Here is a 12,893-nt window from a genome sequence, read left to right as displayed (position 1 = left end):
CCTCCGAAAATATCCGCAGCGATGACCGACCCGAACTCCGCCGTTCGCCCCCGACGTTCTTGGCTCGCCGCCGGCGGCGCCTTGCTCGCCGCCTGCGCGGTCGCGCTGTCCGCTTACGCCGCGCACGGCGCGCAAGGCGAAGACCAGGCGCGATTGCACACCGCCGCCTTCTTCGCCTTCGGACACGGCGTCGCTTTGGCGGCGCTGGCGCCGGCGGCTGCGCGCGGATTGGCCCGTTCCGGATTGGCCCTGCTGCTGCTCGGCGTGCTGTTGTTTTCCGGCAGCCTGGTGTTCAAAGTGCTGGCGCAATGGCCGACGACCTTGGCGCCGTTGGGCGGCACGCTGCTGATCGCCGGTTGGGTGCTGTACGCCATCGATGCGATGAGGAAATGACATGCCGCGCCACGTCCGGGGATTCGATCCGCAAGCCGCGTTCGAGCATCTGAGCAAGCGCGACCGCAAGCTCGGCGCCTGGATGAAGCGGCTGGGTCCGATCGAAGCCGATCCGCGCTGGCGCAAGCGCTTCGATCCGGTCGATGCGCTGGCGCGCGCGATCCTGTACCAACAGCTGAGCGGCAAGGCCGCAGCGACGATCGTCGGCCGGGTCGAAACGGCGATCGGCAGCGACCGTTTCCATTGCGACACGTTGGCGCGCATCGACGACGCAGGGCTGCGCGCTTGCGGCGTGTCCGGCAACAAAACGCTCGCTCTGCGCGACCTGGCGCTGCGCGAATCGCGCGGCGAAATCCCGGATCTGAAGCGGATGTCGACGATGGCCGAGGACGACATCGTCGCCGCCCTGGTGCCGATCCGCGGCATCGGCCGCTGGACGGTGGAAATGATGCTGATGTTCCGGCTGGGCCGGCCGGACGTGCTGCCGGTCGACGATCTGGGCATCCGCAAAGGCGCGCAGAAAGTCGACAAGCTCGACGAGATGCCGACGCCGAAGGAACTGATCGAACGCGGTGAACGCTGGGGACCGTACCGCACCTACGCCAGTATGTATTTGTGGCGGATCGCGGATGCGGCGGTGCAGGCCAAAACGCCGACGAAACGTTCGCAGGATTGATCCTGTTCGATATCGGTTCGCCGCTCGAGCTGCGTCACAGGCTCGACGCGACGGCAGCCAATACGAAGAATCCGGCGATCGCAACCAAGCCCAATGCCAGCCACAACAGTTTGTTGAAATAGGCCAGCGCGAACGCCGGCGCCATCAGCAACAAGGCGGCCGCCACGCCGATGGCGACGTAGGCATAACCCAAGCCTTGTCCGGCCAGATCGCTTCTGGCGCCGCCCAGCTTCAGCCTCGCCACCCCGAGTACCAGCAGCACGGCTTCGATAGCCACCAGCACCATCACCGCATGTCTCATGTGTCCACCTTGCGCCGCATAGCGACGCTCATCTCTTTTTTTCGTGGCCCGATCCGAGCGGCTTAACGGGGCTATCGCCGTCGCCGCCGTCCGGAAACGAAGGTTTGCCGGCAAGCCGCCTCGGCAGGCCGATCAGCGCGTCTCGGCATACTTCGCAGTAGAGTCCGCGCTCTCGATCGTCCAGCCGCGCGCAATCGTGGACGCATGCCGGCAACGGAAAAACTTTTCGTATGCGCGCGATATCCAGATAGGCATTGAAATACACCCATTCGCGGCTGCGTTTCGACCAGGATCGCCCGCGAAAGGTCACGCCGATGCCGCGTTGGACCAGCGCGGTCTCCACGCCGGACAGGTGTTCGCAGACCATGGCAGCGTCCTGCGTTCGAGTTACGAACATAGACGGAAAGCCGGCTGCGCTACGGCCAGGCTTCTCCGGCTTCCGGCGAGGGCTGTCGATCCCTCACGCTTCCGCTGCCTCTGGCATGGCGGCGCCTTCGGCTTCCTCGGCAAGATCGGCCGGCGCCATCTCGAATTTCAGGTCGAAGGCGCCACTGACCTTCGTTCCGTCGACGGCGAATCGAGCCATAACCCGTTTTTCGCATTCGTTCCGCCGGTTCGCCACGGCCGACAAATCGATCCGCAAACACAATTTCGCCTGGCATGGCAAGTTTTCAGGCATATCGAGCCTGAGGTTGCACCCCCAAATCGGGAAGCGCTTTTCGTCCTGCGCCAACGCGATCAGACCGGCGATGATGCTGGCGTCCCCCGCGATGCGGACCAGCAAAGGCATGGTGACGAACGGAATTCCGGAATCGACGTCCACTTCGAACGCGAAGGACGACTCGCTCAGCCGGGCCGCCGACGAGAATTCGTAGCGATCGTCTTTCATCCCCGTTCTCAAGGCCGCGCTGCTCAGGCGGTCGACGCGAGCCAGGTCGATGGATTCCGGAGCCTTCCAATCTTTTTTCGATGCTCCCCACACGTGGGTCGAGAGCGGGGCTTGGGTGACCTCTTTCTCCGCGTTGGCGGCCGCCACGATTTCGCCGTCGCATCGGCGCAAAGCCATGCCTCCGTAGCTGCGGCCGTTGAAACCGTTGCCGAGCGCGGCGCAATACGCGCCGGTGTGTTGTATGAAGATCGGATCCCCGACCTCAAGCGAGGAAACATCCGTATGGGGCAGCAAGATGTCGCCAGAAAAGCACAATGGCCCTCCTAGCGAGCCGTCGCCTTCCATCGGCAACGGCGCGCCGTTGGGTCCGCGCACCTGGTGCCACCATTTGAGCAGCGTGATTTTGGCGAGTTGGTCCGTGCCGACATCCGCGATCGCCCAACGGCGCCCGCGCACGCACTTCTTGGCAACGATGCCCGCCAGCAGTCCGACGGCGTCGCCGATCAGCGCGTGCCCGGGTTCGACCCAATAGCTCGTACCGTGCGCGAAACCGGGCCGGATGGCGCGGCCCAGTGCTTCGATACTCGGGAACCGGTCGTGCGGCGTGAAAGGAATGCCCAGCCCTCCGCCCAGATCCAGGATCTCGACGCGGTGCCGAGTGCGGCGGCCGATGTCTTCCGCTAGTTCCGTTAGCCGCGACATCGTCGCGACGTACGGCTCCACATGGTCCATTTGCGTGCCCACGTGCGTATGCAACCCCGAGACGCGAATGCGTCTGCAGAGTGAAAGCGCTTCGACCACCTCTTCGGCGGGCACGCCGAATTTGCCTGTTTGCTCGGCGTGGGCGGTCAAGTCCTGCCAATCCTTTTTATCCTGGTATGCGATCGGCTTGGAAGGGTTGACGCGAAGCAGCACTCGGCCTCTTTCGGAGCGCGGGCCGCAAGGCAAATGCTCGTCGAGTTTGCGCAGGAACTCGATGGAGTCCGCGATGACGGTTCCGCCCTGCGCGAACAGTTCGCAGGCTGCGACGAGGTCCGGGGCGGGAGTGCCGTAGAGAATCTTGTCCGATGGGAAGCCCGCCAGACGCGCGAGCCGGATCTCGGCGCCGGACGCGCATTCGGCGCGGGCTCCCCAACCGGCGAGCAGTTCCAGCACGACCGGCGAAGGGTTGGCTTTCACCGGATAGCACACGTTCCCGGCGTCGCCCACGACGCCGGCCCAAGCGTTCAAATTGTCGCGGAGCCGGCGCTCGTCTAGCACGTAGGTAGGCGCCGGAAACCGGCGACGCAGGGCGCGCAAATCGATGGCGCCCGACCAGGATTCCAAGCTGGCTGATTCTTTCATGTCCGCACCCCGCCGATGAGTGCTGGAAAGGACGTGAGGCGACGAAAAAGGTGGCCAGCTACGGATTCCCGCAGCTAGCGGTCGCAGCTCAGGGCGGTCGCTACAAGATGCAGCGCCAATGCCACGGCTCGTAAACGATGCCGTGCGGATTGTTGCGGGGATAGCTCATCGCGAAGCCGTGTGTGCCCGCGCGGGCGGCGAGCCAGGCGAACGCGGCGGTGTTTTCGAACGATTCTTCGGCCGGCGGCTCGTCCGGCGCGCCGATGTCCAAGGCGAGGCCGGAATGGTGCTCGGAATAGCCGGGGGCGGCATTGACGCGGATGATTTCGTCGACGGTCTGTCCGCGCGCGAGCTTGCGCTCGAAGATGCCGAGTTGGTAATCGTGGCTGCGATAACCGGAGATCGCTTCCAGCACGATGCCGTCGCGGCTCGCCGCTTCGCACATCGCGTTCCAGCGGCGTGCGGCCAGCGGGCGCAGCCACAAAGGTCTGCGGTAGCGATCGAATCCCGCCAACGCCAGCTGGTCCGGTTCCGCAACCAAGGGCAGGCCGGTGCGTTCGCCGTAGCTTTCGTCCAGACCCAGCGATTCGAGGCGTTCGATCAGCCGCGCTAACGGCAATTCGCCGATCACGTCCAAGCCGGAGCGGCGGCGTTCGGCGATCGCGTCGAGCGCATCCAATGCCTCGTCGATGCCGGGCTCGCGCATCAAGCCCTGCACCAGCGGCAGCAGGCCTTCGGGCAAATCCGCCGCCAGGTAGCGGCCGTCGCGTTTGCGCCGCAGCACGTGCTCGGCGCGGGCGAGGGCGCGCGCGTCGCGATTGGCGCGCGCGCGCAGCAGGCCTGCGGGCCAGATTTCGATGTCCGGCGTATTGATCAGCGATCGGCGGGCGGTGCGCATCCGCGCAGATTAGCGGGCGGGGCGCCGTTCCGCCACGCGTTGCAGCGCATCCAGCAAGGCTTGCGGCCGTTCCAGGCTCAACAGGAGCTTGGCGCCGTTTTTCTCCGGCAACACCAGCACCCGCGAACGACTGCTGAGCAAGAGGAAGGCTTTGCTGCGATCGCGCAGACGGAAATGGCCGGCGTTGTAGCCAGGCAGGCTGCTGCCCATCACCTTGAGTGCGGGTTTCAGGCTTGTGTGTTCGGCCAGATCCACGATGCGGGCGCCGTCCACGTCGATTTCGCCGATGCCGACCCTGCGGGTATTGAAACCGGCGGCGACGGTCAACACGCCGTCTTCCAAGCTCACGCGCCTGCGCCGCAAGATGGAGGTGATCAAGCCCGCGGACAGCAGCATGATGGGGAACACCCAGGCTACTTTCGGATCGCCGCGGTACATGACGACGATCACGCCGGCCGCCGCCGCGACTAGCGCTAAGCCCGGCAGCGCAAACGCATAAGGGCTCACCGGGCGGATCGCGAATTCCTGGCTCATGCGACGGCTCCCGAATGGACCAGCGGCGCCAGCACGTGCAGGATGATATCGGCGCTGAAATGCGCCAGCACCGCCATCTCCAAGCCGCGCTTCCAATACACCCAGCCGAACGCCAGGCCGGCGAGGGCGTTCAATACGACGGTGCGGAACACCACGATGGCGTCCAGGCCCCAAACTTGGTGCGCAGCGGGCAGATGCCCGGCGCCGAACAAGAGCGCGGCGGCGACGATCGCGGCCCAATAGACCGGGTCGGACGGCGCCGTCTTGCGCAATTTCGCGACAAGCCACACCAGCAGCGTCATCAAGAACAAACGCAACTGCAATTCCTCGGCGATACCGCCGTAGAACGAGGCCAGGAAGCCGTTCAGCGCGGACGCCGCGGCGCCGGCTTTCGCTGGAGGATGCAGCATCTTCGGCAGCATCGGATCGAGGAACGCGGACGCGGCGACCACGAGGACGGCCGCGGCCACGCCGATCAGGATCGCCTGCAGCGGCCGCAGCGCGCGCCAGTTGGGCTTGCGCCGAAGATTGATCCAGCCGTGGAGGAGAGGACTGCCGAGTCCGACGCGATGGCCCATGCGCAAGCCGAGCAAGGCCATCAAGCCGATCAGCACCAGCGCTTGCGCGCCTTGAGCGATGGCTACCACCGGTAGCGATACCGGCAAGCGGGCGAATTTTTCCGGCATCAATTGCGCGACGTAAGGAATCAACGCCGCAGCGGCGATGCCCGCAGCCGTGCCCCAGATCGCGGCGAGCTTCATATCCGGCTTGAGCGGGATAAGGGGCGCCGCGGATCCGGCTTTGTCGGCAGGGACAACGCGGCTGTTCACGCCAGGCGCAGCCCCGCGCCGACGAGCAGAGCGAGCAGCGACAACACCATGAACAGCGGCGCGACGCGTCCGGCATGTTGCGGGAAGCGGCGTTCGACCAAACGGACGATGTGCAGCATGGCGATCTCCTCCGGAGTGGGTTTCAGATTTCTTTCTTGAACACCAGTACCGCGGGGTGACCGGTCGAAACGACGATGTTGACCAGTTCCCAGCCCTGCGCGCCGTGTTTGTCCAATTCTTCCTGCATCTTTTGCGGCTTCAGCGCGCCGGTCCAGGAAGCGCTTACCTCCACGGTCAAATATTTCCAGCGTCGGCTCATGGTTCGCTCTCCGGATTTTCGTCGCTTTGCGCCTTCGGCAGGCGGCCCGCCTTGCGCAACGACTCGCGCAGCACGTATTCGATCTGCGCGTTCAAGCTGCGCAATTCATCGTCGGCCCAGCGCTGCGCCGCGGCCAGCACGTCGGCGTTGATGCGCAGCGGATAGGCTTTCTTGTCGGCCACGTCGCGCTTAATACAACGTGCCGGCGTTGACGATGGGTTGCGTGGCGCGTTCGCCGCACAGCACCACCAGCAAGTTGCTGACCATCTGCGCTTTGCGCTCTTCGTCCAGATGCACCACGCCGTTCTTTTGCAGCTCGGCCAGTGCCATCTCGACCATGCCGACCGCGCCGGCCACGATCCGGGTGCGCGCGGCGATGATCGCGTTCGCCTGCTGGCGCTGCAGCATCGCCTGCGCGATTTCGGGCGCGTAGGCGAGGTGGCTGATGCGCGCATCCAGGACCTGCACGCCGGCGTCGGCCAGGCGCTCGGCCAGTTCGTTCTTCAGATGCAGCGAAATCTCGGCCGCGTGGCTGCGCAGGGCGATTTGGCCTTCCTCGTGCTGGTCGTAGGGATAGCTGGTCGCCATCGTGCGCAGCGCGGATTCGGATTGGATGTGGACGAAGCTTTCGTAGTCGTCGACGTTGTACACGGCTTCGGCCGAATCGACGACCTGCCAGACGATGACCGCGGCGATCTCGATGGGACTGCCGTCCAGTTCGTTGACCTTGAGCTTGCCGCTTTCGAAGTTGCGCACGCGCTGGCTGACCTTCTTCTTGCCGTAGAAGGGGTTGTTCCAGCGCAGGCCGTTTTCCTTGACCGTGCCGATGTACTTGCCGAACAGGCTCAGCACCGCGGCCTGATTGGGCTCGACCATGTACAGGCCGAATTGGCAGAACACGGCGACGATGCCGAGGGCGATGCCGAGCACGGCGAACAGCGGCTGCTGCGTCGACGCGCCATGGAATATCAGCCAACCGCAGAACAGGATGACGGCGAGCAGGCCCAGCAGGACCGGGATGCCAGCGGAGGAGCGGATCGGGTTCTCTTTCATGACGCGTTCTCGGCGGTGCGGCCGGATGGCCGTGAGATATTGATATCAAATTGATATCAGACGCGCAAGATGTCTATAAATATCCAATTAAATCAATTAATTGAGCGCAATTGAGTTGCCTTCCGCACGCGTGGCGGCGCGCTGAGTAGCTTGGGGATGCATATCTCGGCGGCGCGGTAGCGCTTCGCTCGACCCGGGCTACGGGCTGAGATAGAGCAGCGGGGCAGGCGAGAACTCGCCGGTGGCGAACAGGTTGCGCCCGTTCTGGGCCCAGTCCAGGGCTTCGGCCTGCGGCAACCAGGGCAGCTCGTGACGGCGCGGGCGCCGAGCGACGCTGCGCGCCCAGGTTTCATCGCCGCGATGCGAATAAAGCAGCAGGTCGTTGTAGGTCATCACCGCCAAGGTCTTGCCGTCGGGCGATAGCGCGGCTGCGGTGACTTGGTTGCGCCGACGCGCCAGCGTTTCGTTCTCGCGCAACTCTTCTGCGCTGGCTTGCGGCACGCCCGCCAGATGGCCGAGCAGGGCGGCGGTCTGCATTTTTTCCGGTCCGGGCCGCAATCGCAGCGCGAACAATTCCGGCGGTTGCCTTTTCTTGCTGATCAGCAGCACTTGGTTGCGGGCCGCATCCACCGCCACCGCCTCGCAATCGCGCGGGCCGTCCGGCCAGCGGAACGCGATGGACCAGGCCGGCCGCACCGCGCCGTCGGCGATCCGCTCGGGCTCTTCGACCACATGCAACTGCAGCGTTTTGCGCAAGCCGCCGTTGTCGCCCGTATCGGCGATCAGCAGGTAGCGGCGGCCGTCCAATTCGAATGCCGCCAAGTCTTCCCAATCGGTCTTGACCACGCCTTCCACCGATAGCGTCGCCAGCTTGCGCCCGCGCTTGCTGACCGCGAACAGGCGGGCCGGATTGCCGCCGTCGTCCAGCAGCCACAACGCGTCGCCGTGGCGGCGCGACGCGGCCAGGCCGCTGACCTCGTCGAGCTGGGAATCGAGCAATAGTCCGGACAGCTGCGCGAACGGCTGCTGCGGGCGCGAGCAGGCGCCCAGCGCGAGCAGCGCTGCGAGCGTCGTGGCCAACGGCAGGGGGCGCAGTCGCGGCTTCACGCTTTCAGGATGGCATGGCGGGCCGAAACGCGACAGTCCGGCGTTGCGTGCGCTTTTGTGGGAGGGGCTTCAGCCCCGACATGGCGGTCGGGGCTGAAGCCCCTCCCACAAGAGCTTAGAATTGGCGCGACTCATTATGGAATCGAAGATGCTTTCCCTCGGCACGCCGCTGTCCCCGCAAGCCACCCGCGTGCTGCTGCTCGGTTCGGGAGAATTGGGCAAGGAAGTGGCGATCGAACTGCAGCGCTTCGGCGTGGAGGTGATCGCCGCCGACCGCTACGCGAACGCGCCGGCCATGCAAGTGGCGCACCGCAGCCACGTCCTGGACATGCTCGACGGCGCCGCGATCCGCGCCCTGATCGAACTGGAAAAGCCGCACTTGATCGTGCCCGAGATCGAAGCGATCCACACCGAGACGCTGGTGCAACTGGAACGCGAATTCGCCGAACAAGGCAGCGCGCCGCGGGTGATCCCGACCGCGCGCGCCGCGCGCTTGACCATGGATCGCGAAGGCATCCGCCGCCTGGTCGCCGAAACGCTGCAATTGCCGACCTCCCCCTACCGTTTCGTCGATACGCACGAGGAATACCGCGCCGCGGTCGCCGAGCTCGGCCTGCCTTGCGTGGTCAAGCCGGTGATGTCGTCCTCGGGCAAGGGCCAGAGTTTGGTGCGCACCCAAGACGATGTCGATGCCGCTTGGGACTACGCGCAGAAGGGCGGCCGCGCGGGTGCGGGGCGCGCCATCGTCGAAGGCTTCATCGATTTCGATTACGAGATCACCTTGTTGACCGTGCGCCACCACGACGGCACCAGTTTCTGCGAGCCGATCGGGCATCTGCAGCGCGACGGCGACTATCGCGAGAGCTGGCAACCGCAACCGATGTCGACGCGCGCGCTGGCGCTGGCACAGGGCATCGCCCGCCAGGTGAGCGACGAGCTCGGCGGTTGGGGCGTGTTCGGCATGGAATTCTTCATCAAGGGCGACGAAGTCTGGTTCAGCGAGGTGTCGCCGCGGCCGCACGACACCGGCCTGGTCACGCTGGTGTCGCAGGACCTGAGCGAATTCGCGCTGCATGCGCGCGCGATCCTGGGCTTGCCGATTCCGCGGATCCACCAGCTCGGCGCATCGGCGTCGTGCGCATTGCTGGCGCACGGCCACGGCGTGCCGGTGTTCGCCGGGCTGGAAGCGGCTTTGCACGCGCCGGACACCGCCTTGCGTCTGTTCGGCAAGCCGCGGGTTGAAGGCCATCGCCGGGTCGGCGTGACCTTGGCCAAGGCCGACGACGTCGAGCAGGCGCGCGCGATCGCGCGCGAAGCCGCGGCCGCGATCTCCATCGAACTGCGCGACTGAACCGGCGCGCAGTACAACTTCCACTGCCAGGATCGGATGCATGAACGGTACCCAGGGCTACGCTGTCTTTTTCTTTCCGCAAGCGTTGGAAGCGTTGGGCGAGGCGATCAAGCCTTATCTGATGCCCGGCGCGGAGCCGTGGGTGCTGTGCAACGAAATCGACACCGGCGGCGCCTTGATCGAGATGACTTTGCGCGGCAAGAACGCGGAAGGCCATCCGGTCGATATCGAATTGATGGTGCCCAGCGGCATGGTCCGGATGATCGTGTCCGCGCACAGCGACGGTTCGTTCGGCTTCGCGCCGCAGACGAACGCCAAGCCGGCGATGCCGCCGATGGAAGCGCCATCGAGCGACAAGCCGAAACCGTGATCTTTTGTGGGAGCGGCTTCAGCCGCGAAGTCTTACGGTTAGCTTGTCGCGAGCTGTAAAAAAGAGCTCGCGGCTGAAGCCGCTCCCACAAGAACAGCAAGCCTCAGCGGGCCACGTCCACCCACACCAAATGATGATCGCTGCCATCGGCGATGGCCGCATCCGTATCGCTTTCTGCGGGCCAGAACACGCCGCTGTCCTGCAGCGCGAAACCGACCGACGGCAGCACGTAATCCAGCCGTAACGTCCCCGCCTTCGGCCCGAAATCGCCGGTAGCGTGCGCGGACGAGCCGCGATGATGGACGCCGGTCGCGGCATAAGCGGCGGCGACCGCCGCGGCGCCTTCGCTGCGGGGCGTGGCGTAGCGCAGCACGCGCGGATGCTCCAGCAGTTCGACGATTGCTTCGTGGCGGCCGTCGCCGTCGACCGGATCGTTGTTCAGATCGCCTGCGATCGCGAACAAGGCATCTCCCGCTAAGCCGCCGCAGCGGCCGCGGTCGTCGCAGAGCCAGGGTTTGTCGCCGGGCGAGACGTATTCGCGCCACAGACGGATCTCGTCCGCGTTGCGCGCGCCGTTGCGATCCTCGGGCCCGTCGAACACGGGCGGAGTAGGGTGCGACGCCAGGAAATGCACGGTGCCCAGCGGCGTGCGCACCGGCACGTCCCAATGCGATTTCGAAGACAGGCGCAGCCGCTTCCAGACCGCATCGGAATAGTGGAAGCGGCGCGACGCCGGGTCGACCGGGCGCGCCGCATCCGGCAGCGCGCTCCACGGCAGTTTTTGGAAAGTGCGCACGGCCTGCGCATCGATGGGATAGCGCGACAGCACCAGCATGCCGTATTGGCCCGGATGCAGCCCGTAGCCCCAGGCGTCGTTGCCGCGCTCGCGTCCCGCGCCGCCGATCTTGCCGTTGCCGTCCAGGTCCAATCCGCTCGGCACGCCGGTATTGACCGGAGCGAGGTAACGATAGGGATATCGCAAAGCTTCGCCGCCGCCGGGTTGCGCGGCTTCGAGATAACGGCGTTGGAACAGATCGGCCGCGCGATGCGCGTCGTCGTAGTCGAATTCGTTCAACAGCACCAGGTCGGGCCGCACTTTTTGCAGCACGGCGGCGATCTTGCGCGCGGCCGGATCGTCGCCGTGCAATCGCCGGATCAGCCCGCCGTCCTCGTCGCTGTACAGCGACGTGTTGTAGGTGGCGATGCGCAAGGAATGCCCGCCTTCAGCGGCCACGGCGGCGGGATCGCCGTGCACGACGACTCGCACGCAGCCCGCGCAAGCCAGCAACGCGGCCACTGCGGCCGCGATCGGGAACTTCATGCATCCTCTCCGGGCTCCATCCGCCGCCATTGGCGGCCGTCGAACGCTTCCAGCGGCTGGAAGCGGCGCTTGTAGTCCATCTTGCGGTGGCCTTCGATCCAATAGCCCAAATACAGATGGCGCAGCCGCTCGCGCTTGGCCCAAGCGATCTGCTGCAGCACGGCCAGCGTGCCTAGGCTGCGCGCGGTTTCTTCCGGATCGTAGAAGGTGTAGACCGCCGACAACGCGTTCTCGACGCGGTCGGTGACCGCGACCGCCAACAACCGTCCGTCCGCACGGAATTCGAGGAAGCGGCCGGTGGCCCAGGCGCCGACCAGGAATTGGTCGTATTCCGCCGCGCCGTGGCCGTCCATGCCGCCGGCCGGATGCCGCATCGCCAGATAGCGCTGATAGAGAGCCAACTGCTCGTCGGTGCGGATCGTCGCGACCACGCGCATTTCGACGTCGGCGTTGCGGCGCAAGCAGCGGCGCTGGCTGCGGTTCGGCGCGAAATCGTTCACCGGCACCCGCACCGCCACGCAGGCGTGGCACGCGCCGCAGTGCGGGCGATAGACGATGTCGCCCGAGCGGCGGAAGCCCCAGCTCAGCGCCAGCGGATAAAGCTGGGCCAAGCGCGGATCGCGCGGGTCCAGCACCAGATCGCGGGCGGTGCGCTCGGGCCAGTAGCCGCAGGGATGCGCACCGGTGTCGAACAGGCGCAGGCCTTCGGTGTCGTGTTGGGGGTCGGTTCCCATCGCTCAAGCATAGCGCCTGCCCATCGCAGCCTTCGCGACTGTCCGCAGCCTGAATACGGCCGCCGGCGTGTCATCCGGACGCCGGGCCGTGCGTTGAACCACGCATGGCGGCGCCGCGCCGCCGGAACCGGAGATACCGATGAACCGCAAGATCCTGTACGCCGCTTTGACCTTGGCGGTGGCCGCCGCCGGCACCGCCTTCGCGCAGCAGAGCGCCGCCCCGGCCGCGCAGGGCGCGCCGCGCGTCAAGCTCGATGCCAACGGCGACGGCGCGATCGACCGCAGCGAAGCAGCCCAATCCGAGCGCTTCGCCGCCCGCTTCGACCAATTGGACAAGAACAAGGACGGCAGGCTCACCGCCGACGAACGCCCGCAGTGGCGCGGCCGCCACGGCAGCCATCGCGGCGGCCGGATGATGCAGGCCGACCAGGACGGCGACGGCCGGATCAGCAAGGCCGAGGCCGCCGCCGATCCGAAATTCGCCGAACGCTTCGACAAGATGGACGTCAACAAGGACGGCTTCGTCGACCGCAGCGACCGCGAGCAGATGGGCCGCGAACGCCGCGAGAAATGGTTCGCCGAGGCCGACGCCAACAGGGACGGCAAGTTGTCCAAGGCCGAAATGGACGCCGCCGACGCCAAGCGCCGCGCCGAATTCCAGAAGAAATGGCAGGCGCGCGGCGCCGAGCGTTTCCAGCGCATGGACAAGAACGGCGACGGCAGCATCAGCCGCGACGAAATGCAGGCGCCGCGCCCGCCGCGGAACTGAAACG

The 12,893-nt window shown here is 66.0% G+C and carries 18 protein-coding genes; 5 read left to right on the top strand and 13 right to left on the bottom strand.

What is annotated here, in order from left to right; all coding sequences use genetic code 11:
* The first annotated feature begins 21 nt into the window (after positions 1-21).
* Positions 22-393 (top strand): DUF423 domain-containing protein, encoded by a 372-nt coding sequence (locus FCE95_RS05565; protein WP_137265955.1) that lies wholly within the window; start codon positions 22-24, stop codon positions 391-393.
* Between the two features lies 1 nt (position 394).
* Entirely contained in the window at positions 395-1,069 is a 675-nt protein-coding gene (locus FCE95_RS05560) for a DNA-3-methyladenine glycosylase family protein (RefSeq protein WP_137265954.1), read from the top strand.
* Positions 1,070-1,103: 34 nt separating this feature from the next.
* Here the strand turns inward: FCE95_RS05560 and FCE95_RS05555 are convergent, their stop codons facing one another.
* The 11 genes from FCE95_RS05555 to FCE95_RS05510 all read right to left on the bottom strand — a co-directional run bounded on the left by FCE95_RS05555 (position 1,104) and on the right by FCE95_RS05510 (position 8,344).
* A complete protein-coding gene (locus FCE95_RS05555; RefSeq protein ID WP_137265953.1) occupies positions 1,104-1,370 on the bottom strand; it encodes a hypothetical protein in 267 nt (88 codons plus the stop codon).
* A 28-nt stretch (positions 1,371-1,398) separates the two neighbouring features.
* A complete protein-coding gene (locus FCE95_RS05550) occupies positions 1,399-1,713 on the bottom strand; it encodes a hypothetical protein (RefSeq protein WP_137265952.1) in 315 nt (104 codons plus the stop codon).
* A gap of 117 nt (positions 1,714-1,830) precedes the next feature.
* Positions 1,831-3,603 (bottom strand): diaminopimelate decarboxylase family protein, encoded by a 1,773-nt coding sequence (locus FCE95_RS05545; RefSeq protein ID WP_137265951.1) that lies wholly within the window; start codon positions 3,601-3,603, stop codon positions 1,831-1,833.
* A gap of 100 nt (positions 3,604-3,703) precedes the next feature.
* A complete protein-coding gene (locus FCE95_RS05540; RefSeq protein WP_137265950.1) occupies positions 3,704-4,501 on the bottom strand; it encodes a M15 family metallopeptidase in 798 nt (265 codons plus the stop codon).
* Between the two features lie 9 nt (positions 4,502-4,510).
* A complete protein-coding gene (locus FCE95_RS05535) occupies positions 4,511-5,035 on the bottom strand; it encodes a PH domain-containing protein (protein ID WP_137265949.1) in 525 nt (174 codons plus the stop codon).
* On the bottom strand, positions 5,032-5,796 hold the full coding sequence (locus FCE95_RS05530; RefSeq protein WP_137265948.1) for a CPBP family intramembrane glutamic endopeptidase: 765 nt from the start codon (positions 5,794-5,796) through the stop codon (positions 5,032-5,034). Before FCE95_RS05530 ends, FCE95_RS05535 begins: the two co-directional genes overlap by 4 nt.
* A 65-nt stretch (positions 5,797-5,861) precedes the next feature.
* Entirely contained in the window at positions 5,862-5,984 is a 123-nt protein-coding gene (locus FCE95_RS17370; RefSeq protein WP_262982795.1) for a hypothetical protein, read from the bottom strand.
* Between the two features lie 23 nt (positions 5,985-6,007).
* The gene (locus tag FCE95_RS05525; RefSeq protein ID WP_137265947.1) at positions 6,008-6,184 is read right to left on the bottom strand and encodes a DUF4177 domain-containing protein; all 177 of its coding nucleotides are present in this window, start codon (positions 6,182-6,184) and stop codon (positions 6,008-6,010) included.
* Entirely contained in the window at positions 6,181-6,366 is a 186-nt protein-coding gene (locus FCE95_RS05520) for a type II toxin-antitoxin system antitoxin (RefSeq protein WP_137265946.1), read from the bottom strand. Before FCE95_RS05520 ends, FCE95_RS05525 begins: the two co-directional genes overlap by 4 nt.
* Before the next feature lie 7 nt (positions 6,367-6,373).
* Entirely contained in the window at positions 6,374-7,237 is an 864-nt protein-coding gene (locus tag FCE95_RS05515) for an SPFH domain-containing protein (protein ID WP_137265945.1), read from the bottom strand.
* 198 nt (positions 7,238-7,435) lie between these two features.
* Positions 7,436-8,344 carry a hypothetical protein gene (locus FCE95_RS05510; protein WP_137265944.1) on the bottom strand — a complete coding sequence of 303 codons (909 nt, stop codon included), beginning with the start codon at positions 8,342-8,344 and terminating at the stop codon, positions 7,436-7,438.
* A gap of 148 nt (positions 8,345-8,492) precedes the next feature.
* Here FCE95_RS05510 and purT point away from each other — a divergent pair, with 148 nt between their 5' ends.
* Both purT and FCE95_RS05500 read left to right on the top strand, forming a co-directional pair.
* Positions 8,493-9,695, top strand: a complete 1,203-nt coding sequence (gene purT, locus FCE95_RS05505; RefSeq protein ID WP_137265943.1) for a formate-dependent phosphoribosylglycinamide formyltransferase — start codon at positions 8,493-8,495, stop codon at positions 9,693-9,695.
* 40 nt (positions 9,696-9,735) lie between these two features.
* The gene (locus FCE95_RS05500) at positions 9,736-10,065 is read left to right on the top strand and encodes a hypothetical protein (RefSeq protein ID WP_137265942.1); all 330 of its coding nucleotides are present in this window, start codon (positions 9,736-9,738) and stop codon (positions 10,063-10,065) included.
* A 103-nt stretch (positions 10,066-10,168) separates the two neighbouring features.
* Here FCE95_RS05500 and FCE95_RS05495 read toward each other — a convergent pair whose 3' ends face one another.
* Entirely contained in the window at positions 10,169-11,386 is a 1,218-nt protein-coding gene (locus tag FCE95_RS05495) for an endonuclease/exonuclease/phosphatase family protein (RefSeq protein WP_137265941.1), read from the bottom strand.
* Positions 11,383-12,120 carry an arginyltransferase gene (locus tag FCE95_RS05490; RefSeq protein WP_137265940.1) on the bottom strand — a complete coding sequence of 246 codons (738 nt, stop codon included), beginning with the start codon at positions 12,118-12,120 and terminating at the stop codon, positions 11,383-11,385. Before FCE95_RS05490 ends, FCE95_RS05495 begins: the two co-directional genes overlap by 4 nt.
* 139 nt (positions 12,121-12,259) lie before the next feature.
* Between FCE95_RS05490 and FCE95_RS05485 the strand changes: the two genes are divergently transcribed.
* The gene (locus FCE95_RS05485; protein WP_137265939.1) at positions 12,260-12,889 is read left to right on the top strand and encodes an EF-hand domain-containing protein; all 630 of its coding nucleotides are present in this window, start codon (positions 12,260-12,262) and stop codon (positions 12,887-12,889) included.
* Positions 12,890-12,893 lie beyond the last annotated feature (4 nt).

Origin of the sequence: Luteimonas gilva, from assembly GCF_005239095.1 — a bacterium.
Classification (GTDB): domain Bacteria; phylum Pseudomonadota; class Gammaproteobacteria; order Xanthomonadales; family Xanthomonadaceae; genus Luteimonas_C; species Luteimonas_C gilva.
Note: the sequence above shows the minus strand (reverse complement) of the source record. Positions and strands in the feature narration are given on the sequence as shown.